The organism is Tropicimonas omnivorans (assembly GCF_031846565.1).
GTDB classification, from domain to species: domain Bacteria; phylum Pseudomonadota; class Alphaproteobacteria; order Rhodobacterales; family Rhodobacteraceae; genus Tropicimonas_B; species Tropicimonas_B omnivorans.
Genome location: NZ_JAVRHL010000003.1, coordinates 374,681 through 395,995, shown reverse-complemented (window position 1 = coordinate 395,995; position 21,315 = coordinate 374,681). Strand labels below are relative to the sequence as shown.

The 21,315-nt window shown below is 69.3% G+C and carries 20 protein-coding genes; 6 read left to right on the top strand and 14 right to left on the bottom strand.

Annotated features, from left to right (window positions below):
* Window positions 1-121: 121 nt before the first annotated feature.
* Window positions 122-625: a 2'-5' RNA ligase family protein gene (locus RM543_RS12455; protein ID WP_311692112.1), complete on the top strand. Its 504-nt coding sequence runs from the start codon at window positions 122-124 to the stop codon at window positions 623-625.
* Here RM543_RS12455 and RM543_RS12450 read toward each other — a convergent pair.
* Window positions 622-1,101, bottom strand: a complete 480-nt coding sequence (locus tag RM543_RS12450; RefSeq protein ID WP_311692110.1) for a transglycosylase SLT domain-containing protein — start codon at window positions 1,099-1,101, stop codon at window positions 622-624. The two genes, RM543_RS12455 and RM543_RS12450, sit on opposite strands and share 4 nt — an antisense overlap.
* A gap of 232 nt (window positions 1,102-1,333) precedes the next feature.
* Here RM543_RS12450 and modA point away from each other — a divergent pair, with 232 nt between their 5' ends.
* From modA to RM543_RS12430, 4 genes are all read left to right on the top strand, one after another.
* Entirely contained in the window at window positions 1,334-2,095 is a 762-nt protein-coding gene (gene modA, locus RM543_RS12445) for a molybdate ABC transporter substrate-binding protein (protein ID WP_311693348.1), read from the top strand.
* A complete protein-coding gene (modB, locus tag RM543_RS12440; protein WP_311692108.1) occupies window positions 2,092-2,790 on the top strand; it encodes a molybdate ABC transporter permease subunit in 699 nt (232 codons plus the stop codon). Before modA ends, modB begins: the two co-directional genes overlap by 4 nt.
* Window positions 2,787-3,893 carry a molybdenum ABC transporter ATP-binding protein gene (gene modC / locus RM543_RS12435; protein ID WP_311692106.1) on the top strand — a complete coding sequence of 369 codons (1,107 nt, stop codon included), beginning with the start codon at window positions 2,787-2,789 and terminating at the stop codon, window positions 3,891-3,893. The genes modB and modC overlap by 4 nt, the downstream gene beginning before the upstream one ends.
* A 74-nt stretch (window positions 3,894-3,967) precedes the next feature.
* A complete protein-coding gene (locus RM543_RS12430; RefSeq protein ID WP_311692104.1) occupies window positions 3,968-5,191 on the top strand; it encodes an MFS transporter in 1,224 nt (407 codons plus the stop codon).
* Here RM543_RS12430 and RM543_RS12425 read toward each other — a convergent pair.
* From RM543_RS12425 to RM543_RS12390, 8 genes are all read right to left on the bottom strand, one after another.
* Complete coding sequence (locus RM543_RS12425) at window positions 5,184-5,981, bottom strand: squalene/phytoene synthase family protein (protein WP_311692102.1); 798 nt, start codon at window positions 5,979-5,981, stop codon at window positions 5,184-5,186. The two genes, RM543_RS12430 and RM543_RS12425, sit on opposite strands and share 8 nt — an antisense overlap.
* Window positions 5,978-7,621, bottom strand: coding sequence for a citramalate synthase (gene cimA / locus RM543_RS12420; RefSeq protein WP_311692100.1), 1,644 nt, complete (start codon window positions 7,619-7,621; stop codon window positions 5,978-5,980). Before cimA ends, RM543_RS12425 begins: the two co-directional genes overlap by 4 nt.
* Window positions 7,622-7,709: 88 nt before the next feature.
* Complete coding sequence (gene cysS, locus RM543_RS12415; protein ID WP_311692098.1) at window positions 7,710-9,101, bottom strand: cysteine--tRNA ligase; 1,392 nt, start codon at window positions 9,099-9,101, stop codon at window positions 7,710-7,712.
* Between the two features lie 501 nt (window positions 9,102-9,602).
* Complete coding sequence (locus RM543_RS12410; RefSeq protein ID WP_311692096.1) at window positions 9,603-10,223, bottom strand: outer membrane protein; 621 nt, start codon at window positions 10,221-10,223, stop codon at window positions 9,603-9,605.
* A gap of 266 nt (window positions 10,224-10,489) precedes the next feature.
* Window positions 10,490-12,316: an ABC-F family ATP-binding cassette domain-containing protein gene (locus RM543_RS12405; protein WP_311692094.1), complete on the bottom strand. Its 1,827-nt coding sequence runs from the start codon at window positions 12,314-12,316 to the stop codon at window positions 10,490-10,492.
* 31 nt (window positions 12,317-12,347) lie between these two features.
* Window positions 12,348-13,520, bottom strand: coding sequence for an FAD-dependent monooxygenase (locus tag RM543_RS12400; protein ID WP_311692092.1), 1,173 nt, complete (start codon window positions 13,518-13,520; stop codon window positions 12,348-12,350).
* Window positions 13,521-13,593: 73 nt separating this feature from the next.
* Window positions 13,594-14,016, bottom strand: coding sequence for an RNA polymerase-binding protein DksA (gene dksA / locus RM543_RS12395; protein ID WP_311692090.1), 423 nt, complete (start codon window positions 14,014-14,016; stop codon window positions 13,594-13,596).
* A gap of 462 nt (window positions 14,017-14,478) precedes the next feature.
* Window positions 14,479-15,591, bottom strand: a complete 1,113-nt coding sequence (locus RM543_RS12390) for a S1C family serine protease (protein ID WP_311692088.1) — start codon at window positions 15,589-15,591, stop codon at window positions 14,479-14,481.
* Window positions 15,592-15,816: 225 nt separating this feature from the next.
* Here RM543_RS12390 and alr point away from each other — a divergent pair, with 225 nt between their 5' ends.
* Window positions 15,817-16,857 carry an alanine racemase gene (gene alr, locus RM543_RS12385; RefSeq protein WP_311692086.1) on the top strand — a complete coding sequence of 347 codons (1,041 nt, stop codon included), beginning with the start codon at window positions 15,817-15,819 and terminating at the stop codon, window positions 16,855-16,857.
* Between the two features lie 15 nt (window positions 16,858-16,872).
* Here alr and RM543_RS12380 read toward each other — a convergent pair whose 3' ends face one another.
* The 5 genes from RM543_RS12380 to RM543_RS12360 form a co-directional block, all read right to left on the bottom strand.
* A complete protein-coding gene (locus tag RM543_RS12380; RefSeq protein WP_311692084.1) occupies window positions 16,873-18,993 on the bottom strand; it encodes a LysM peptidoglycan-binding domain-containing protein in 2,121 nt (706 codons plus the stop codon).
* Window positions 18,994-19,247: 254 nt separating this feature from the next.
* Complete coding sequence (locus RM543_RS12375) at window positions 19,248-19,703, bottom strand: host attachment family protein (protein WP_311692082.1); 456 nt, start codon at window positions 19,701-19,703, stop codon at window positions 19,248-19,250.
* A 2-nt stretch (window positions 19,704-19,705) separates the two neighbouring features.
* Window positions 19,706-19,939: a hypothetical protein gene (locus RM543_RS12370; protein WP_311692080.1), complete on the bottom strand. Its 234-nt coding sequence runs from the start codon at window positions 19,937-19,939 to the stop codon at window positions 19,706-19,708.
* A 250-nt stretch (window positions 19,940-20,189) separates the two neighbouring features.
* Window positions 20,190-20,789, bottom strand: coding sequence for a superoxide dismutase (locus RM543_RS12365; RefSeq protein ID WP_311692078.1), 600 nt, complete (start codon window positions 20,787-20,789; stop codon window positions 20,190-20,192).
* A 96-nt stretch (window positions 20,790-20,885) separates the two neighbouring features.
* Complete coding sequence (locus RM543_RS12360) at window positions 20,886-21,296, bottom strand: hypothetical protein (RefSeq protein WP_311692076.1); 411 nt, start codon at window positions 21,294-21,296, stop codon at window positions 20,886-20,888.
* Between the last annotated feature and the right edge of the window lie 19 nt (window positions 21,297-21,315).

The window sequence follows — 21,315 nt, the reverse complement described above, 5'->3', positions numbered from 1 at the left end:
GATGGCGCGGTACGGTCAAGGCACGGCAGTGGAATTAAGGCGAGTAAAATCAATGTCTTGCAATATAGGTGTCATGATACCCCAGTCTAGGGCCCGATTTTCGCTCGCCAAACCGGCTCCATTGATCGTCACGCTGAGCCTTGATGCGCGCAGTTTCGCCCGGCTCGATGCCGAGCGGCAGGCCCTCTTCCCCGATCGCGGCTACCGCCTGCCGGCGCACCTGACGTTGTTTCACCACCTGCCGGGCGCGCGGCAGGAACTCGTGCAATCCCGCCTTGAGGTGCTTGCCGCGCGGACGAGGCCGCCGCATCTCGCCTTCGCCCACATCCGGGAGATCGGCGGCGGACAGGGCTCGGCCTATGCCGTTCGCTCCCCTGCCCTCCTGCGCCTGCGCGCGGAAATGGCGCGGCTCTGGGCGCCGTGGCTGACGCGGCAGGACAGGCGAGCCTTTCGGCCCCACGTCACCGTTCAGAACAAGGTGCCGCACGAGGAGGAACGCGCCGCGCGGGAGGCGCTCCTGTCCCGCTTCGTGCCGTTTCGCGGATCGGGAACGGCGCTCATCCTCTGGCACTATCGCGGCGGTCCGTGGGAGCGGGCCGGGGAATGGCCGTTCGGGGCGCCCTAGCGCAGACCGGTCGCCTCGAGCAGGCCCATGCGCTTGGCTTCATAGTAATAGCCGCGGGAGTACCACCCCACCGCCTCATCCTGATCGCCGCCGGACACCATCCACGCGCCGCGCAGGTACTTCACCGCATAGCGAAGGTTCGTCTCCGCATCGAGAAGGCCGGACGGCGCGCCGCGATAGCCCATGGTCCGCGCGGTCTGCGGCAGGATCTGCATCAGGCCGTAGTAGGGCCCGTTGCGGGCGCCGGGATTGTAGGTGCTCTCCCGCTTCACCACCCGGTGAATGAGAGGCTCCGGCACGCCGTAGACCTCGGAATATTTCGAGATCAGCGAGCGCAGCTCGGGCGTCTCGTTGGGGTGGAGCGCATGGATGTCCGCGCTCTGCCCCCGTGTCACACGCTCCGGTGTCGAGCATCCGGATACGAGCGCGGCAATCGCCAGAACGCCGGCAATCGCGGCGCGCGAGGTAGTCCTCATCGTGTGAGTCGCTTTCAGCTGTCCCTGTTGCCCCGGACACTGCCCCGGTCTGCCGCGCGGGCAAAGCCTCTCGGTGAGACGTCGGCAGGAGGCTGCCGATGGGGCCAGTTTTGTCACAGGGCCCGGCTGCGGCGGCAGGCGTCGCCCGCGTCGTATAAAATGGGGCTCGGGGCCTTGCGGACGAAGGCAAGGGCTTGCGACATTGCGACTTCGGATCTTCCTGCTGAAAGCGATGTGGAACTTGGGCTTTTCCCGCCTCGTCACCTGCGTGGCCACCCTCCTTCTGCTGGCGTCGCCGGCCGCGGCCGAGCGCGTGACGGTGTTCGCGGCGGCATCGCTGAAGACGGCGATGGACGAGATCGTGCCGCTCTGGGAAGCGGCGTCCGGACACGAGGCGGCCGTTTCGCTGGCCGGCTCTTCGCTTCTGGCGCGACAGATCGCGGCGGGCGCGCCGGCGGATCTGTTCATCTCCGCCAATGCCGCCTGGATGGACGACCTCGAAGCGCGCGGGGCGATCGCGGAGGGATCGCGGGTTGATCTTCTGACCGGGGAGCTCGTCCTCATCGCACCGGCCGGATCTGGCGCGGTGCCGCTGGAGGCGGAGGCGCTCGAGACCCGGCTCGGGGACGGACGGCTCGCGATGGCGCTGGTCGAGGCGGTGCCGGCAGGGATCTACGGCAAGGCCGCGCTCGAGAGCCTCGGCCTCTGGGGCACGCTCTCGGGCCGTGTCGCGCAGTCGGACAACGTGCGCGCCGCGCTGGCGCTGGTCGCGGCCGGTGAGGCCCCGCTCGGCATCGTCTACGCCACCGATGCCGCGGCCGAGCCGCGCGTGGAGGTCGCCGCGCAGTTTCCGGACGGCAGCCATCCTGATGTCGTCTATCCCGCAGCGCTGACCGCCGGGTCGCCGGAGGCAGCGGCGAATCTGCTGCGGTTTCTGCAGGGCGCGGACGCACGCGACGTGTTTGGCCGGCTCGGCTTCGGGCGTCCGCGGTGACGGCATGGCTCGGCTCGGAGGAATGGCAGGCGGTCGCGCTGTCCCTGCGGGTGGCGGCCGTGGCGACGCTTGTGTCCCTCCCCTTCGGCGTGGCCATGGCGATCCTTCTGGCGCGGGGGCGGTTCTGGGGGCGCGGCCTCCTGAACGGGCTGGTGCATCTGCCGCTCGTCCTGCCGCCGGTCGTGACCGGATACCTCCTTCTCGTGACACTCGGGCGGACGGCGCCCCTGGGGCGCGTGCTCGAGGACTGGTTCGGCCTTGTCTTCGCGTTTCGCTGGACCGGCGCGGCACTCGCGGCGGCGGTGATGGCCTTTCCACTGATGGTCCGCTCGATCCGGCTGTCGGTCGAAGCTGTCGATCCGGGTCTCGAGGCCGCCGCGGGCACGCTCGGCGCGAACCGCCTGCGGGTTTTCGGAACAGTGACCCTGCCGCTGATCGCGCCCGGCATACTGGCAGGCTGCGTTCTGGCCTTCGCCAAGGCGATGGGCGAGTTCGGCGCGACGATCACCTTCGTATCCAACATCCCCGGCGAAACGCAGACCCTGCCGACGGCGATCTACGCCTTCCTCCAGGTGCCGGGGGGCGAGGGATCGGCGCTGCGGCTGGTGGCGGTCTCGGTCGCGATCTCGGTGGGCGCGGTCCTGCTCTCGGAGGCAATCTCGGTCCGGCTGGCCCGGCGGGTGGCGGGACGATGACGTTGAAGGTGCGTATCCGGCATGCCCTGGGGGCGTTCACCCTGGACGCGGCATTCGAGGCACCGGGGGGCGTCACGGCGCTCTTCGGTCGGTCGGGCGCGGGAAAGACGACCATCGCACATGCCGTGGCCGGGCTGATCCGGCCCGAAGATGCGCGGATCGAGGTGGCGGGACGGGTGCTGACGGATACCAGCCTGCGCCTCCACGTCCCGCCCCACCGGCGACGGATCGGCTATGTCTTCCAGGACGGGCGTCTCTTCCCGCACATGAGTGTGGCGCAAAATCTCGGCTATGCGCGCCGCGCGCGTCCCGCCGAGCGTGCGCGCGTGGTGGAGATGCTGGGGATCGGGCATCTTCTGCCCCGCCGGCCGGGCGGCCTTTCCGGCGGAGAGAAGCAGCGCGTGGCCATCGGACGGGCGCTCCTTTCCCGCCCGGATCTTCTGGTGATGGACGAGCCGCTGGCGGCGCTCGACGAGGCGCGGAAGGCGGAGATCCTGCCATGGCTCGAACGGCTGAAGGGCGAGGGCGGCGTGCCGATCCTCTATGTCAGCCACTCTGTCCCGGAGGTCGCGCGGCTGGCGACGACGGTGGTCGCGCTCGGCGGCGGACGGGTGATCGCCGCGGGTCCGGCGGAGCGCATCCTCGCCGATCCGCGCCTTGCGCCGGTCTTGGGCCTGAGGGAGGCGGGCGCCGTGCTGACCGGGATCATCGCGGCGCAGGCCGAGGACGGTCTGACGGAGATCGACGTGCCCGGGGGGCGCCTCGTGCTTCCGCGCATCGCCGGGGCGATCGGGATGCACGTCCGCATCCGGATCGCGGCGTCGGACGTGATCCTGTCGCGTGCGCGCCCCGAAGGCCTCTCAGCGCTCAATATCCTCCCCGCCAGGGTCTCGGAGATCCACATGGGAGACGGCCCCGGCGTCATGGTGGCGCTGGAGACCGGCGGCACCCCGCTCCTCGCCCGCATCACCCGGCGCTCGGCGAACGCGCTGAACCTCGCCCCCGGCGAAAGCTGTCACGCCGTCGTCAAGTCCGTCTCGGTGGCCCAGGGCGACGTCGGCACGGTCCCGGCGGCGGTGAAGGACGCAGGCCGGGCGGGCTGAGCCCCGACCGCCCCCTGCCCCGTTCACGTCTTCCGTGATCGACAGCACGGGGCGCCAGGCGTAAAGGCGGTTGCATGACCAGTTCCGCGCTCATCCCCGCCAAGACAAAACGCAACGTCGCCGTCCTCGTCGCGGCCCAGGCCATCCTCGGGGCCCAGATGCCGATGATCTTCACGGTGGGGGCTCTGGCGGGCGGGATCCTGTCGGAAAATCCCTGTTTCGTCACGCTGCCGATCACGATGCTGGTCTTCGGCTCTATGACCACGGCGCCGTGGCTCTCCTCGCTGATGCAGATTGCGGGACGGCGCACGGGCTTCCTCGTCGGCACTCTCGGAGGCACGCTCGGCGCCCTGACGGCGGCGCTGGCGCTCTGGGTCGGGAGCTTTCCGCTGCTGCTCCTCGGCTCTTACCTCTCCGGCATCTACATGTCCGCCAACGGCTTCCTGCGCTTTGCCGCGGCGGATACGGTCGAGGGGGACTTCCAGCCCAAGGCGATCAGCTACGTCATGGCCGGCGGCCTCGTCTCCGCCCTCATCGGCCCGCCACTCGGAACGGCGGTGGCGGAGAGTTACGCCGTGCCCTTCGTCGGCACCTACCTCGCGGCCGCGGCGATCAACGTCGTCGGGGCGTTCCTCTTTCTCGGGCTGGACATCCCGCGCCCGCCGAAACCCGAGCCCGGCGCCGATGGCGGACGGACGCGGATGCAGCTTCTGTCCTCCCCCACCATCCTCGTCGCCATCATCTGCGCCATGGTCTCCTATGCGTTGATGAACCTCGTGATGACCTCGACGCCGCTCGCCGTAGTCGGCTGCGGCTTCGCGACGAGCTCGGCCGGTCTCGTCGTCTCGGCGCATGTCATCGCGATGTACGCCCCGTCCTTCTTCACCGGCCACCTGATCGCCCGCTTCGGCGCGCGCACCATCGTGGCGGTCGGCCTGGCCTGCCTCGCGGCAGCGGGAGGCGTGGCGCTCATGGGGGTGGAACTGGCGAACTTCTTCGGTGCGCTGATGCTGCTCGGCCTTGGCTGGAATTTCGGCTTCATCGGCGCGACGTCGCTGTTGTCCAAGGCGCATACCGCGGCCGAGCGGGGCCGCGTGCAGGGCATGAACGATTCGATCGTCTTTGGCTGTGTCACCGTCGCGTCCCTCGCCTCGGGCGGACTGATGAACTGCTCCGGCGGCGACGTGATCCAGGGCTGGACGGCGGTGAACCTGGCGATGCTGCCTTTCCTAGCATTGGCCGGCGGGGCGCTGATCTGGCTGGCCGTCATGCGCCCGAACGGCTCGCGCTTCAGCTGACCGCCCGCGCGCTCCAGCGCGAGCTGGCCGCAAGGCGCAGGAGCCGCCAGCTTTCGCGGTGGGGTGAGAGGGCGAGCCCGCCCCGGTCCACGAGGTCCGGATCGCGCTCTGCCATGCGCAGGATCGGTCCGGCCGTCCACGCCTCAAGCATCGGCGCAGAGGTGGTGCGCCCGAGCCGCGCGCGCCACGGGGCGCCGGCCGCGAGCCGCCCGCGGGCCTGTCGCGCCAGAGCCGGGATATCCACACCGGCGGGAAGCGCCGCGCGCCCGCTCGACGCAAGCTCGGGCACCGCCGCGAAATAGCGCGCAAGACCGCCCGCCATGCCGAAGGCGATGAGCGCCTCCTCCGCCTCGGCCGGAGCGCCCAAGGCCCGCGCCGCGACCCAGAGCGGAACGCCGGCCGTGCCGCGCAGGAACTCCTCCAGATCGTCCGCCGCGACCACCTCACCGCCCACGATGTCTCCGCGCCGAGCGACCACGGCTGCGTCCAGCGCCTTCGCCCCTTCGGCGCCGACCGCCGCCGCCAGAGGCTCCACCACCTCGTGCCGTCGCGGCCCCTGCCCCTCCGCGATTTCCTCGAGAGCGTCGCGCCACCACTGAAGGCGCATCTCGGCGATCATCGGCTCCTTGGTAACATGGGGCGCACGCGCCACTTCGAGCGTGAAGGCATGGATGGGAAAGAGCACGGCCCGCGCCGCGACCGGTGCGGCCATCACGGCGCGGAACCGCGCGGGATCCCCCCGCTCCACGATCCCGGCGCAGGCGGCGATGGCGTCCGGCGCGGCGCTCACTCCGCGGCGAGCCCGGCCATGGTGGTCGCGCCTTCCTGCGCCAGCTTCCAGCGCACCGCATCGCAGAGCGCCTCGAAAGACGCGTCGACTATGTTGGGAGAGACGCCGACCGTGGACCAGCGCCGGCCCTGGTCGTCGGCGCTGTCGATGATGACCCGCGTGACGGCCTCGACGCCGCCGCCGGTGATCCGCACCTTGAAGTCCACCAGCCGCATGTCCTCGATCAGCGGCTGATAGGGCCCCAGATCCTTCGCCAGAGCCTTCGAGAGGGCGTTTACCGGGCCCTGGTCGCTGCCCTCGGGCCCCATGCTCTCGCTGACCGACAGGGTCGTCTCGCCGCCGATGGACAACACGACGACCGCCTCGGAATGGCATTCCATCCGCCCGCCCGCTCCGCGCCGTCGCTCGACGATCACCCGGTAGCGCTCGATCTCGAAGAAGTTCGGCATTCCGCCGAGCGTCCGCCGCGCGAGAAGCTCGAAGCTCGCCTGGGCGGTATCGAAGGCGTAGCCGACATCCTCCCGCCGCTTCACCTCGTCGAGGATCTCGGCGAGGCGCGGATCCCCCTTCTCGACCTCGATTCCCGCCTCGAGCAGGCGCCGGCGAAGGTTCGACTGCCCCGCCTGGTTGGACATCGGGACGATCCGCTCGTTGCCGACGAGCTCCGGCTCGACGTGCTCGTAGGTCGAGGGGTCCTTCAGGATCGCGCTGGCATGAAGGCCCGCCTTGTGGGCAAAGGCCGAGCCGCCGACATAGGGCGCCGTCTTCGCCGGAACCCGGTTGAGGATGTCGTCCAGCTTGCGGGAGATCCGCGTGATGCCGGGGAGGGCCTCAGGCGGCACGCCGGTCTCGAAGCGCTCGGCATAGGACGGCTTCAGAAGAAGCGTCGGGATCAGGCTGGTGAGGTTGGCGTTGCCGCAACGTTCCCCGAGGCCATTGAGCGTCCCCTGGATCTGGCGAACGCCCGCCTCGACGGCCGCCAGCGTTCCGGCGACCGCCATGCCGGTATCGTCATGGGTATGGATCCCCAGCCGCTCGCCCGGGATGCCGCTCTCGATCACCGCCGCAACGGCGCTGGCGATATCCTGAGGCAGCGTCCCGCCATTCGTGTCGCACAGAACGATCCAGCGCGCGCCGGCGGCGTGGGCCTCGTGCAGGCAGGCCAGCGCGTAGTCGCGATTGGCGGCGAACCCGTCGAAGAAATGCTCAGCGTCGAACAGCGTCTCCCGCCCCTCGGCGACGAGGTGGCGAACGCTCTCGCGGATGTTCTCCCGGTTTTCCTCCAGCGTCACGCCAAGCGCCGCCGTCACGTGGAAATCATGCGTCTTGCCGACGAGGCAGATTGCGCGCGTGCCTGCGTTCAGGACCGCGGCCAGGACGTCGTCATTCGCCGCCGAGCGCCCGGCCCGCTTGGTCATACCGAAGGCGGCGAAGGTGGCGTGGGAGAGTGCCGGTGCCTCGTCGAAGAACGCGCTGTCGGTGGGGTTCGCCCCCGGCCAGCCGCCCTCGACATAGTCGAGCCCGAGCCCGTCCAGCATCTCGGCGATCTGCCGCTTTTCCTTGAGGGAGAACTGCACGCCCTGGGTCTGCTGCCCGTCGCGCAGGGTGGTGTCGTAAAGCCAAAGCCGCTCCCGCGTCATGCCGCGTCCCTTTCCTCTTTCCCCAAAGACCTGCCGGGGATGCGCCGGGCGGGCAGCCCCCCGGACCGGTCCGTCCGCCTCGCCGCCCTCATCGGGGCGCGCTCCCACTGGCCGCGAGGGCGTCCAGCCGCGAAGGGTCGAACCCCTCTCCCGCCACCAGCTCGATTCCCTCGCGGGACATGCGCACCTCGACACCGGCCGCGGCGAGATCCGTCTTCATCTGGTCGACCGCGGAGAAGTCCTTGCTCGCCTTCGCCGCCTCGCGCCGCGCTTCCATTTCGCGCGCGAGCGCGGCCAGCGCCTCGCCCTCCCCCCGATCCTCCGCCCAGGTCCCGAGCTCTTCGGTCAGGATCCCGATCAGCCGCCCCGCGGCAAGGAGCGCCGGCGCATCGCCGTCGCGGGACAGCTCGTGCATCCCCGCGACGAACCCCGGCACGTTCAGATCGTCCCGCAGGATGTCCAGCATCGCGTCCGGAACCTGGCCCGGTTCGGCCCCCGCCGTCTCCTGGCGCCAGCGGCGCAGCAGGGTCTTCGCCTGCCCCGCCTTGTCCCCGGTCCAGTCCATCGGCTTGCGATAGTGGGTACCGAGGATGACGAAGCGGATGACCTCGCCCGGAATGCCCTCGTCCAGCAGGTCGCGGACGGTAAAGAAGTTGCCGAGGCTCTTCGACATCTTGCGCCCCTCGACGCGGAGCATCTCGTTGTGCATCCAGATCCGCGCGAAACCGCCCTCAGGGTGGGCGCAGCAGGATTGGGCGATCTCGTTCTCGTGGTGCGGGAAGGTCAGGTCGCTGCCGCCGCCATGAATGTCGAAGGACGGGCCCAGAAGCTCGTAGGACATGGCCGAGCACTCGATATGCCAGCCCGGGCGACCCCGTCCCCAGGGACTGTCCCATCCGGGCAGATCCGCGCTCGAGGGCTTCCAGAGCACGAAATCCATCGGATCGCGCTTGTAGGGCGCGACCTCGACGCGGGCGCCCGCGATCATGTCCTCCACCGAGCGGCGGGACAGCCGTCCATACTCCGGGTAGGAGGAGACGGAGAACAGCACGTGCCCCTCGGCCTCGTAGGCGTGGCCGGACAGGACCAGCCGCTCGATCATCGCGATCATGGAGCCGATATGCTGCGTCGCGCGCGGCATCTCGTCCGGCTCCAGAACGCCGAGCGCACCCATGTCGCCCAGATACCAGCCGGTCGTTTCGTCCGTGATCTGCGAGATGGGGCGTCCCGTCTCGGCGGCGCGGGCGTTGATCTTGTCATCCACGTCGGTGAAGTTCCGGACGTATCTGACGGCGCCCGGATGATCATGGCGCAGGAGCCGGTAGAGCTGGTCGAAGACCACCGCCGAACGAGCATTCCCCAGATGCGCGCGGTCGTACACCGTCGGCCCGCAGACGTAGAGGGATACCGGCTCTCCGGCGCTCTTGCCGAGCGTCGCGGGGGCTTTGGTGAGAGAGTTCCAGAGCGTGATCTCGGACATGGGAAGGGGCGCTCCTTGGGGCGGCGCCCGGTCCCCGAATGTCCCGATATGGGTGCGAGTGTGACCGGCCGCCGAAACGTTCAGCGAATAATGCAGGTCAGAATGCAGGCGGGACGGGTCATGGCCTCCCCATATCGTGCCACGTCTGTCCTGCCAAGCCTTGCCACGTGGCCGGGGGTGCGAACGGCGCCCGCACGGCAGAACCGCCCGTGACCGCGGCGGGACCGGCAAGGCCGATCGCTGCCGCGACACGGACGCCGGACGGCATGAGAGCCGCCCGAATTTTCACTCGAACGCTGTCCACTCGTACATGGGATCGGGCAATGCCGTCTCCCGAGCGGACCCTGCCCCATTTTGGCCACGATTCGCAGAGCGCTTTTCCGAAAAGCCCGGCCTCTGTGACCCGGGGGCAGCACTTGCAACACGGGCACAAAAAAGCGGCCGGGATTTCTCCCGGCCGCCCTTGTCCTGATCTGCCCCGCGCATTGGCGGGACGCGATATCAGAAGCGGAAGCTGACGCGCGCCTGGGCGGTCGTCATGTCGAGGTCGACACCGCTGTCGTCGTAGTCGTCGAACTTGTGGCCGAGGATCTCGCCGCCGACGGAGACGCTGTCGGTCACCATGTACTCGGCGCCGAGGCCGAGGAAGGTGCCCTGGTCGTCGCCGATGTCGTCGGACTGGGCGAAGGACGCACCGCCGGTGCCGTAGATCAGCGTGCGGCCAGCGTCGTAGCCGGCGCGGATCTTGGCGAGGTGCAGCGCGTCGATTTCGGCGTCGACGTCGTCGAACTCGACGCCGGAGGCGTTCAGGTCGATGGCGGCACCGAGGACGAACGAACCGAAGTCGTAGTCGTAACCGGCGTGCACACCGCCGAGGGCGCCGTCGCCATCTTCGTCGTCGAAGTCGACGAACGCGTCGTCGCCATCTTCGTCAACGGAGACGTTGCCGTAGCCGAGCTGGCCACCAGCGTAGAAGCCGGTCCAGTTGCCGACGGGGGCAACGGCCACCGGGGCGGGAGCCATCACGACGGGCTCGGCGACCGGGGCGGTCAGGCCGCCGGCGAAGGCGGGAGCGGCGAGGCCGAGAGCGGTGGTGGCCGCGAGGATGCCTGCAAATTTCATGAGTCACTCCTTTCAGGAGGTCTGCTTCGTTTCGTGACTAACGGGGTCTGCCCCGTGCCAAGCTCATCTAGGTGCCCTGAGCGGGAATGTCAGTTCACGAACCGCGTGATTGGCGATTTTTTTGCATTTGGATACAGAAGTTTGCGCGTCATCCCGCCCGCGGCGGCAGAAACTGGCCGACAGGTGGCCCTCCAATACCCCGCGATCAGGAAGTCTGCTTCTGAGGCTTTTTGAACACACCCCCGGACGCGGGCCGAAACGGCCTCTCAGCCGGCTTTTTCCTCGAGCGTCAGCCATTCCGACTCGGCGCTCGACAGCGCGTCCTGCCGGGTGGCGAGGGCCTCAGTCGCCTTCCGGAACTTCGCCGGCTCCTTCGTGAAGAGCTGCGGGTCGGACAGGAGCTGTTCGAGCTTGGCGATTTCCGCCTCGATCCGCTCGATCTCGCCCGGCAGTTCCTCGAGGCGATGCTTCTCGGTGAAGGAGAGGGTCCCGCCGGGCTTCGCCGCGGGCGCGGGCTCCGCCTTCGCCTTGGTCGCGGGCGCCGGCGCCGGCGCAGAGGCGGCGGCCGTGAAGATCGCGTCCCCCTCGGGGCGCTGCGCGAGCATGTCGGTCCAGCCGCCGGCATAGAGCGTCGCCGTCCCTCCGCCCTCCATCACCACGGTCTGCGTCGCGATGCGGTCGATGAAGTCCCGGTCGTGAGACACCAGAAGGACGGTCCCGTCGTACTCGCCGAGAAGATCCTGGAGCAGGTCCAGCGTCTCGATGTCGAGATCGTTGGTCGGCTCGTCGAGCACCAGGAGGTTCGCCTCGTGCGCCATGATCCGGGCGAGCAGCAGCCGCGCCCTCTCCCCGCCCGAGAGCGCACGAACGGGCGCGCGGGCCTGGGATTCGTCGAACAGGAAGTCCTTCAGGTAGCTCACCACGTTCCGGGGCGTGCCGCGCACCATGACCTGATCGCCCTTGCCGGCGATGCGGGTCGCCGGATCACCGGTGAGACTTTCCCAGAGCGTCGCGTCCGGATCGAGCTGGGCGCGGGTCTGGTCGAAGACCGCGAGTTCGAGATTGGTGCCGAGGCGGATCGTGCCGCTATCCGGCGCTTCGGTGCCGATCAGCATGTTCAGGAGCGTCGTCTTCCCGGCGCCGTTGGGGCCGACGAGGGCGAGACGGTCGCCGCGCTGCACGCGGATCGTGAAATCGCCAAGGATCTCCTTGTCGCCGAAGCGCTTGGAGATGTTCTTCGCATCCACCACCAGCTTGCCGGAGGTCCGGCCGCTGTCGATCTCGAGATCCGCGGTGCCCTGACGCCGGATGGCGCCGGCCCGCTCCTCCCGGAGCGCCTGGAGCGCCCGGACGCGGCCCTGGTTGCGCTTGCGGCGGGCGGAGATCCCCTCGACCGCCCAGCGGGCCTCAGCCTTGATCTTGCGGTCGAGCTTGTGAAGGGCCTCGTCCTCCTCGGCCCAGGTCTTCTCCCGCCATTCCTCGAAGGAGGCGAAGCCGGCTTCCTGCCGCCGCACCTGCCCGCGGTCGAGCCAGAGCGTCGCGCGGGTCAGCCGGGAGAGGAACGCGCGGTCGTGGGAGATGAGGACGAAGGCAGCGCGGGTTTCGGCGAGGCGATCCTCGAGCCACCGGATCGCGCCGATGTCGAGGTGGTTCGTCGGCTCGTCGAGGAGCATGAGGTCCGCGTCCTCCGCGAGAAGGCGCGCGAGGGCGGCGCGGCGGCGCTCCCCTCCCGAGGCCGTTGCAACGGGCCTGTCCGGATCGAAGTCCAGCCCCTCGGCGGCGGCTTCGACGCGCCATTCCTCGGACGGATCGAGACCGGCCATCGCGTAGTCCCCGAGGGTCTCGCAGCCGGCCATCTCCGGCTCCTGCTCGAGCCGGGCGACGGTGGTGCCGGCCGGAACCGTGCGCGCGCCGGTATCGGGCTCGACCACGCCGGACATCACCTTCATCAAGGTGGACTTGCCGGAGCCGTTGCGGCCGACCAGGGCCACGCGGTCCCCGGTCTGCACCACGGCATCGAGGCCGGAGAAGAGAGGATCGCCGCCCCAGGTCAGGGAAACGTCGGAGAGCTGCAGGAGAGGTGCTTTTGCCATGCCGCGCAGCTATGCGGGCCGGGCAGCGGCGTCAACGTCCCGCGGCGGTCCAGGGATCGTACTCGTAGAGCCAGGCGAAGCGGTTGGGCAGGGTGTTGGGGGAGATGCGCTCCATCGCCGACAGGCTCGCATGGGCGATCCGGGCGAGTCCGCCGCCCAAGTGATAGTTCCGCGCATTCGCCGCCGCCGCGGCCGTGACCTTGCGCACCCGCCCGATCCGGAGCGCGCTGTAGGCCGCGAGCGCGGTCGCATCGGGAGAGGGGCGCTCGATCAGCGTGGCGAGGACAGCCGCATCCTCCAGCGCCATCGTCGCGCCTTGCGCGAGGAACGGCAGCATCGGATGGGCCGCGTCCCCGAGGAGCACGACACCGCCCGAGGACCAGGACTTCATCGGCTCCCGCAGCCACAAGCCCCAGGGCCGCGCCGTCTCCACCGCGTCAAGCCAGCCTGGCACCGGGCCGCCGAAGCCTGCAAAGGCCGCGCGCATCGCCTCGGGCGCGGCGGAATGATCCCAGCCGTCGGGCCGCGGCTCGTCCCTCGCCTCGACGCCGACGAGGTTAAGTTTGGCCCCGCCCCGCAGGGCATAGGCCACGAGATGCTTGCCCGCCCCGAGAAAGACCTCGGCGCCGGAGGGCATCTCCAGCTGGTCCCCAGGCACCGTTGCGCGCCAGGCGATCTGCCCGGAAAAGACGGCCGGCATCTCGCCAACCACCGCCTCCCGACCCTTGGAATGGATGCCATCCGCCGCGACGAGGAGGGAGGTGCGGATGCGCTCGCCATCGACGAAGTCGATCTCCGCGCCCTCGGCCAGCGCGCGGACGCTCGTCGCCTCCCGCCCGGTTTCGATGGAGACGCCGGCGCCCCGCGCGGCCCGCTCGAGGACGGACAGCAGATCGGCCCGGTGGAACTGGCGGAATTCTCCGAAGCGGGTGAGATCGAGGGAGACGATCCGACGGCCCTTGCGGCTGTCCCTGAGCGTCACGCGGCCGGCGGCCACGGAGGCATCGCGGGCCGCCGCCCCGCAGCCGAGGCCATGCAGGACGCGCATCCCGTTCGGCCCGACCTGGATCCCTGCGCCGACCTCGGACAACTCGTTTGCCCGTTCGAGGACGCGCACACGGGCACCGCGCCGGGCGAGCGCTGCCGCCGCCGCGAGACCGCCGATCCCGGCGCCGAGGACGATGATGTCCCGGCCGCTCAGCATTCCTCCCCCCTTACAGGCGGACGCCGGGACCGAAGGCCCCGGCGCGTCGTCGTATCAGGTCGTCGCAACTGGGTCAGTCGTCCCTGTGGACCCGCTCGCGACGCTCGTGCCGTTCCTGCGCCTCGAGGCTGAGCGTCGCGATGGGCCGCGCGTCCAGCCGCTTGAGAGAGATCGGCTCGCCGGTATCCTCGCAATATCCGTATTCACCCTCGTGGATCCGCCGCAGCGCGGCATCGATCTTGGCCACGAGCTTGCGCGAGCGATCCCGCGTGCGCAACTCCAGCGCCCGGTCGGTTTCCTCGCTGGCGCGATCCGCGATGTCGGGGATGCTGCGGGTCTGATCCTTCAGGCCCTCGATGGTATCGCGGCTCTCGTCGAGCAGGTCCGCCTTCCAAGCGAGCAGCTTGCGACGGAAGTACTCCGTCTGCAGGTCGTTCATGAAGGGTTCGTCCTCCGCCGGCCGATAATCGTCGGGAAGAAAGGTTTCCTGCTTCATGACCGCTCCCTTGCGTCCTGTGACGTCGTCATCCCGCCTGTCAGAGATGTCATCGTGAAGTCTGGCGAGCTGAGACATACCGGCTTCCTTTGCGGCGGTGATTACTCCAACGCCCCGCTCTTGTCACTAGGGCTTGAGGGGGCATCGTGCCGTGCGTCACGGGCGCGGCACAAGTGTCGCGGTGGCTTCTCAAGCGGTTATAGTCAAATGACTTTTGAGGGAACGGTAAACTATTTTGCATCCCCTGATGCTGCTTTGCCGGTCAACGCGGCGGTGAGGCTACATTGTCCGCCACCCGTCAAGGGCGAGCCAGGCTCCGGCAAGGCGAAGCACACGCTCCAGGTCGCGGAGGGCGCCGGGCTGCCGCTGATCAAGTGAGTGGTGACGTCCACCAGAACGAGATGGACGTGGATCTGTTCGAACCGCTCGCTTTCGTGATGCGCCAGGGAGCGGCGCCGAGGCTCAGGCGCCGGCGTCCAGCGTCACCGTCTCCTGCCGCGCGGTACCGGCCCGCTCGAGGGTGAGCGTCACATCCTCGCCGGCCCGGTGCTCCTCGAGGGCGGCCTGAAGGGCATCCAGCGTCGTCACGGGCGCGCCTTCGACCTCGGTCAGGATGTCGCCGGGCACGATCCCGCCGCGGCGCGACAGGCGGGCGGGCTCGATCCCGGCCTCCTCCGCCCCCGAGCCGGGCCGCACCCCCATGATCACGATCCCCTCCAGCCCCTCCCGCCGGGCCAGCGCGTTGACCCGCGGATAGGCCTCTATGCCGAGATCCGGCGGCGAATAAAGCCCCCGCTCGATGAGCTGCGGCACCACGCGGGCCAGGGTGTCCACCGGAACGGCGAAGCCGATCCCGGCGCTGGCGCCGGACAGCGAGTAGATCGCCGAGTTCATGCCGATCAGCCGGCCCGACGAATCCAGCAGCGGACCGCCCGAATTGCCGGGGTTGATCGCCGCATCCGTCTGGATCAGGCCGCGGAGCGCCGGGCCGCTCTCGCTCGGCAATTCGCGGTCGAGGGCGGAGACGACGCCTGTCGTCAGCGTCCAGTCGAGGCCGAACGGGTTGCCGATGGCGAGGACCGACTGCCCCACCCGCAGAGGCGCGCTCGTCCCCCGCGGCAGGGCCGGCGGCACGGCGCTCGCGCCGATCCGGAGCACCGCGATATCCCGGCGCACATCGGCGCCGACCAGCTCGGCCTCGTAGGTCTCCCCGTTTGCAAGACCGACCCAGGCCCGGGATGCCCCCTCGATCACATGGGCGTTGGTGATGATATGTCCGCGGTCGTCCCAGACGAAGCCGGACCCGGTGCCCCGCGGCACCTCCCGCGCCCCATACCCGAAGGCCCCCGCCAGCCGCTGCGAGGTGGAGATGGCGACGACCGAGCCGCGCGTTGTCTCGACGGTCTCGATCACCGCCGCTTCGTTCGGCGCGAGATCCCGCGACACCGGGGCCGGTTCCGGCAGCGCCAGGGTCGCGGGCCGGTCGAGCGCCCGCACGATCTCGGGCGCGTTCCACGCGAGGACGAGCGCGGTGATGGCGGCAACAAGGAGGATCAGGCGGGACAGGACGCGCATGGACAGTGGCTCGCAGGCAAATGCGGAGCGACCCCGTGGCCCCGCCGGCGGCTGATGTGGCGCCTCCCCCCTCCCGCGGCAAGGCCGGTGCGCCGGAGCGTCGCGCCCTTTTGTCCGTCATGGTTACCCCCCCGCGGCCTCCGGCACCGGCGGACGGCGGCCGGCGCCCCTCCCGGCGCCGGTTCGGGCTTGACGCGGGCGCCCATGCAACGAACAACCCCGGCCATGGCAGGCGGAATTCTCTCGATCGATCTCGACGCGATTGCGGCGAACTGGCGTGCGCTGGACGCGATGTCCGGGCGCGGGACCACGACGGCAGCCGTGGTGAAGGCGGATGGCTACGGCCTCGGCGCAAGCCGGGTGGCCAAGGTGCTGAGGTCGGCCGGCGTGGAAAGCTTCTTCGTCGCCATGCCGGAAGAAGGTGTCGCGCTCCGGCTTGCCCTCGGCGGCGGCCCGGAGATCTTCGTCTTCAACGGCCACATGCAGGGCGACACCTCAATGATCCGGGATCACGAACTGATCCCGCTGCTTAACTCGATCGAGCAGATGACCTTCCATTTCGAACACCTGCCGGACGCGCCCTTTGGCGTGCAGCTCGATTCGGGGATGAACCGGCTCGGGCTGGAGCCGGGCGAGTGGGAGGCCGTTGCGCCCTTCGCACTGCCCCGCGGCCCGAAGCTCCTGATGTCGCACCTCGCCTCCGCCGACGAGCCGGGCAGCCCGCAGAACGAGGAGCAGCTCGCCGCCTTCCGCGACATGACCGACGGGACCGGCATCCGCCGCTCGCTCTCGGCCACTGGCGGGACCCTCCTCGGGCCCGATTATCATTTCGAGATGACCCGCCCCGGCGTCGGACTCTACGGCGGCCTGCCCTTCGCCGACGCGATCCCGGCCGCGCATCTGCGCCTGCCGGTGATCCAGACGCGCCTCGTCGCACCCGGCGAGGCGGTGGGGTACAACGCGACATGGGCTGCGCGGGAGGAGAGCCTGATCGCCACGGTCGCCGGCGGATATGCGGACGGCCTCCTTCGATCGCTGTCGGGGCGCGGTGCACTCTTTCAGGGCGAGGTCCCCTGCCCGATCCGCGGCCGCGTTTCCATGGACCTGATCGGCGTCGATATCAGCCATCTCGACGAGATCCCCGACCATCTCGACATGCTCTCGCCGGCGCAGACGGTGAACGACGTGGCAGATGCCGCCGGAACCATCCCCTACGAGATCCTGACCTCCCTCGGCACGCGCTACCGCCGCTCCTATCACCAGTAGGGCTGAAGCCCCTGCCTACTCGGCGGTCCCGCCCTCGGGATCGTCTGCGGTGGGGCTGGCCTGCGGCAGATCGAAGACCTGTCCGGGATAGATCAGGTCGGGATCGCGGATCTGGTCCCGGTTCTGCTCGAAGATCTGCACATAGTCGTACCCGCTTCCATACCGGTCCGATGCGATGCCCCATAGCGTGTAGCCGGGCTGAACCGTGATGACGGAGGCGCGGACCACGTCGGGATCGCCCTCCTCAGCCTCGATCCGGGTGGCCTCGATGGCGCTCGGGGCTTCGCGGCGGAAGGGCGTCTCGAACCGGGAGACGACGCTGCCGCCGCCCCCCACCTGGTCGACGCGGACGGTGTAGGTCCCGGGATCGACCCCCGGAAGCGGTGTCCGCCATGAGCCGTCGCCGGCGATGGAGACACGCTCCACCGGCCGGTTGTCCACGTAGATGCGCACTTCGCCATCGCCATACTCGCCACCAGCACGCGGTGCGGTCCGGCCTTCGAGCAGGACCTCGCCGTCATCGCCATACGAGATCGCGTCGATGACGACCCGGTCCCCCGGGCCCTCCTCGGAGTCGCCGGGCTGGAGGACGCTGACGCCCTCATCGCTGGCCAGAAGGACGGTCGGCGCCCGCGATGTCCGCTCAGCGTCCGGCAGCGGCGCTTCGGAGCGGGCGGGATTGCCCGCAGGCGCCTCTTCTGCCTCGGCAAGCGCGGCCTCCGGATCGGCCTCCGAGACGGGCTGCCGAGGCTGGACCTCCGCCTGCGTCTCGCCTGTCGGCACGTTCGTGGTTCGCGTAGCTTCCGGCAGCGGCGCCTCGGGGCGATCGGCTGAACCTGCCGGGGCCTCAACCTGTGCGGCCAGGTCCGGTGCCCCCTCTGGATCTGACTGGGCGACCGAAAGCTGTCTCTCGGGCTCCGGCGCGGCCGCTGCGGTGGCGTCCGTCTCTTCAGTCGGTGGCGCGTCCGCTGCATCGAGCTCCGATCCACCGCTGGCGGAGACGGACGCGAGCGCGACGGCCCCGCCTTCATCGGTCTCTCCCGGCGATTGGGCCTCCCGTGCGACAGGCATCTCCGGTGCGACCGCGGCGGGGTCCTCCACCACTGCAACAAGGTCATCGCTCTGCGGACCCGCCTCAGGCGGAGTTGCGAGCGTCTCACCCTCCTCCGGATCGGTCTCGGCGAGCGATGGCACATTGTCCCCGGGCGCGGCGGCATCGAGTTCGGTCACCGGCGCGTCCGCTTCGGACAGCTCCTGCTCGGGCGCGCCCGGAACGCCGGGCGCCTCGGTCACGTCGTCCGCGGCGCGGCGCTCGGGGGCGGCTGGATCCTCGGGCAGCGCCGCCAGTTCCAGTGGGTCGGCCGCGGAGAGATCATCCGCCGGATCGCCCTGCTCCGCATCGTCCGGCGAAGTCTCGTCCGCGAGACGTGCACGCGGCCCCGGTGAGGGCGGCAGTTCCGCCTCGAGCCCGGCAAACTGGTCCTCTGTCCCGTCCTCGGCTTCGCCGTCCGCCACGAGTTCCCCGTCGCCGGAAGCCTCGTCGTCCGCCGGGGTCTCGCCGGGCGGCGGGGTGAGGATGACGGATTGCTCGGAGCGGATGACGGCGCCGTCATCCCCCCGGGCGACGATCTCCATGACCTGCGCGCCGGTGCCCAGCGCGATGTCGAAGAGCGCGGCGAAGCTCCCCGACGCGTCGGTCGGCGCCATGGCAACCTTGGAGCCGTCGAGTTCGATGGTGACGGTGAACCCCGATGGAGCAGAGCCCGAGACGACCGTGTCCCCCTCCGGCCCGACGCGCACGAGATCGAAGACGGGCGGAACGAGGTCCCCTTGCGACGATCCCTCGCCGCCGGTTTCGTCATCGGCAGCGTCATCGCGATCGGCGGGTGTTTCGGGCGTTCCAGCGTCGCTGTCGCCCGCATTGTCATCCTGCGCAATGGCCAGTTCTGCCTCGCCCTGGGACGACGAGCGATCGTCGGACGGGTCTTCATCAGGGACGGCAAGTATTGCCAGATCACCGTCAGCCGGAACATCCCGGGTGGCCGTGATGTCATACCAAGCCAGGACGGCGGCAATCAGCGCCGCGACCCCGAGCGCAAGGCCCGCTTTTCGGCCGAAGCCGGTCTTTCTCGCCATTGTCGTCCCCCAGATGCGCCCAGACGTCCCGTTAGGGACCGCCTAGGCGGTCGGCCGAAGATAGCAACGTCTTGGAAGGTGGTCAAAACCCCGTGACGCCGCGAATTTCCGCCACTCGCTGAACCCGGGCGCGGAGCAGATCCATCGCAAGGAGACACGCCGGAGACGGGACAAGGTTTCGGGGGGCTGTTCCTTACTGGGCCCGGTAGTGTCCCGGCGGCGCGGCAGGACCGGCGCCGCCGGGACGTCCTGGATCAGGCCGCGTCGAGCTCGCCTTTGACGATCTGCTCGATCTCGTCGACCGGATGATTCGTCAGCGTCTTCGGCACTTCACCGATCACGCGGCCTTGCACTTCCTTGTGCAAGTGGCTGCGCAGATCGCCGAGAACGCGCGGGGACGCGACGAGCACGATGGACTTGAAGGCGTTCTGGTGCGCGCGCTTGTAAAGAAGCTCGGACAGCTCCTCCGCGAAGCGCTCCTTCTCCAGCTTGTGCCAATCGGTATCCTCGAGCGCGGAGCGCTGGCCGACGCCGGTGTCGCTCATCCGGCCCGGCTTGTGCGCACCCTGCTCGCGGGTCGGCGGATTCTCGTGATGCTCCTCCCGGCGAACCTCGAAGTAAGGGTTCTCGTGGTCGGTCTGGTTTTCGAGGATCAGGGCTTTCTCGCCGTCCGCGATCAGGACCCATGTGCCTTGCTCGAGATGTGCCATGCTCACTCCTCCTCGCCGGTTCCGTGAAGACCGCCGAGGCCGCCCTCACCCTTCTCGTCGGACTTGGTGACGCGGGATGCGCCGCCGCCCTTCAGAGCCTGCTTTTCCTCGTCCCGCGTCGCGACCTTGCGCTCCAGCTCGCCCTGCGCCCGGCCCTGCTCGGAGGGGGTGGGCAGGTCGGTGGTGAATTCTTCTGTCTCGCGGGTTCCGTCCTGCGAACGCTTGCGATCGGGCATCGTCGCCTCCTTGGCTTGTCTTTCCTGACCAGAACGCGAGGTGTCTGGGCGTGGTTCCTGCGGGGCGACGCAGCGGGAAGCTGGCCAGACGCAGGGCGGGCAGACGGCTCGATGCGCCCCCCTGGCGCCACGCCTCGTCTGCCCGGGGGCCAGCGCGTGACGCAGATCAGGTGACGCCCCCTCAAACGCGAAGCTGCCCCGCGCCGGGGGGCGCGGGGCAGCTGATCTCAAGCCTTGCTGAAGGTCGGCCTCACATGCGGGAGGCGACGTTCTCCCAGTTCACGAGGTTGTCGAGGAAGTTCTTCAGATAGGCCGGGCGCTTGTTCCGGAAGTCGATATAGTAAGAGTGCTCCCACACGTCGCAGCCCAGCAGCGCGGTCTGACCGAAGCAGAGCGGGTTCACGCCGTTCTCGGTCTTGGTGACCTTGAGCGATCCGTCCGTGTCCTTCACGAGCCAGGCCCAGCCGGAGCCGAACTGACCGCCACCGGCGGCCGAGAACTCGTCCTTGAACGTGTCGACGGAGCCGAAGGCCTCGGTCAGCGCGCTCTCGAGCTCGGAGGGCATCGCCTTCGGGCCGGGGCCCATCATTTCCCAGAACTGGCTGTGGTTCCAGTGCTGGGACGCATTGTTGAAGATGCCGGACTGGGCGACGGCGGACTTGTCGTAGGTGCCCTTGACGATCTCCTCGACGGGCTTGCCGGCCCATTCGGTCCCGTCGATCAGCTTGTTGCCGTTGTCGACATAGGCCTTGTGGTGAATGTCGTGGTGATACTCGAGCGTCTCCTTGGACATGCCCTGACCGGCCAGCGCGTCGTGGGCATAGGGGAGCTCGGGAAGTTCGAAGGCCATTTTGGAAACCTCTCTCGTATCTGACTGAATGAGTGTCTGCGTGCTATCTGATGTGCATCGCTGCGGCGTCAACCCGCGGATCGCCCCTGCGCGGGGTCATCTGCGCTCGCAGCGGCCCGCCCCGCGGAAGATCTCGGAAAAGCCGGCAGCCTGTACAAGAACCGCGATCCCGCCCGTGTCGCGGCGCAGGCCGGCCCGGTACATGACCTTGGGAAGATATTGGCGGGTCGCGCTCTTGAGGCCGTAGACCTCCCAATGGAGCGACACGCGGGGACCGGACTGCGAGGCGATTCGCCCCAGGATGGGCCGATCCGAGACCTGCCCGGTGATCTCGTCGGAGACGAGAATGCCGCTGCCATCGTCGAAGATCTGGAGGGTCGTGCGCTCCGGGACGTAGCCGTGCCTGGTGCCCTGCTCCGCCAGATCGCAGTCCCAGATCTCCGCGACCGCCCCGGGGGCGAAGGCGAAGAGGGTCAAGGCGACCGGAACAACCAACAGGCAACGCATCTCGTACTCCGTCCGAACA

What these genes read in the sequence shown, in the direction of transcription:
- RM543_RS12450 (WP_311692110.1), bottom strand. Translation starts at nt 1,101, where the DNA reads ATGAGGACTACCTCGCGCGCCGCGATTGCCGGCGTTCTGGCGATTGCC.
- modA (WP_311693348.1), top strand. Translation starts at nt 1,334, where the DNA reads ATGTGGAACTTGGGCTTTTCCCGCCTCGTCACCTGCGTGGCCACCCTC.
- modC (WP_311692106.1), top strand. Translation starts at nt 2,787, where the DNA reads ATGACGTTGAAGGTGCGTATCCGGCATGCCCTGGGGGCGTTCACCCTG.
- RM543_RS12430 (WP_311692104.1), top strand. Translation starts at nt 3,968, where the DNA reads ATGACCAGTTCCGCGCTCATCCCCGCCAAGACAAAACGCAACGTCGCC.
- cimA (WP_311692100.1), bottom strand. Translation starts at nt 7,621, where the DNA reads ATGACGCGGGAGCGGCTTTGGCTTTACGACACCACCCTGCGCGACGGG.
- cysS (WP_311692098.1), bottom strand. Translation starts at nt 9,101, where the DNA reads ATGTCCGAGATCACGCTCTGGAACTCTCTCACCAAAGCCCCCGCGACG.
- RM543_RS12410 (WP_311692096.1), bottom strand. Translation starts at nt 10,223, where the DNA reads ATGAAATTTGCAGGCATCCTCGCGGCCACCACCGCTCTCGGCCTCGCC.
- RM543_RS12405 (WP_311692094.1), bottom strand. Translation starts at nt 12,316, where the DNA reads ATGGCAAAAGCACCTCTCCTGCAGCTCTCCGACGTTTCCCTGACCTGG.
- RM543_RS12400 (WP_311692092.1), bottom strand. Translation starts at nt 13,520, where the DNA reads ATGCTGAGCGGCCGGGACATCATCGTCCTCGGCGCCGGGATCGGCGGT.
- dksA (WP_311692090.1), bottom strand. Translation starts at nt 14,016, where the DNA reads ATGAAGCAGGAAACCTTTCTTCCCGACGATTATCGGCCGGCGGAGGAC.
- RM543_RS12390 (WP_311692088.1), bottom strand. Translation starts at nt 15,591, where the DNA reads ATGCGCGTCCTGTCCCGCCTGATCCTCCTTGTTGCCGCCATCACCGCG.
- alr (WP_311692086.1), top strand. Translation starts at nt 15,817, where the DNA reads ATGGCAGGCGGAATTCTCTCGATCGATCTCGACGCGATTGCGGCGAAC.
- RM543_RS12380 (WP_311692084.1), bottom strand. Translation starts at nt 18,993, where the DNA reads ATGGCGAGAAAGACCGGCTTCGGCCGAAAAGCGGGCCTTGCGCTCGGG.
- RM543_RS12375 (WP_311692082.1), bottom strand. Translation starts at nt 19,703, where the DNA reads ATGGCACATCTCGAGCAAGGCACATGGGTCCTGATCGCGGACGGCGAG.
- RM543_RS12370 (WP_311692080.1), bottom strand. Translation starts at nt 19,939, where the DNA reads ATGCCCGATCGCAAGCGTTCGCAGGACGGAACCCGCGAGACAGAAGAA.
- RM543_RS12365 (WP_311692078.1), bottom strand. Translation starts at nt 20,789, where the DNA reads ATGGCCTTCGAACTTCCCGAGCTCCCCTATGCCCACGACGCGCTGGCC.
- RM543_RS12360 (WP_311692076.1), bottom strand. Translation starts at nt 21,296, where the DNA reads ATGCGTTGCCTGTTGGTTGTTCCGGTCGCCTTGACCCTCTTCGCCTTC.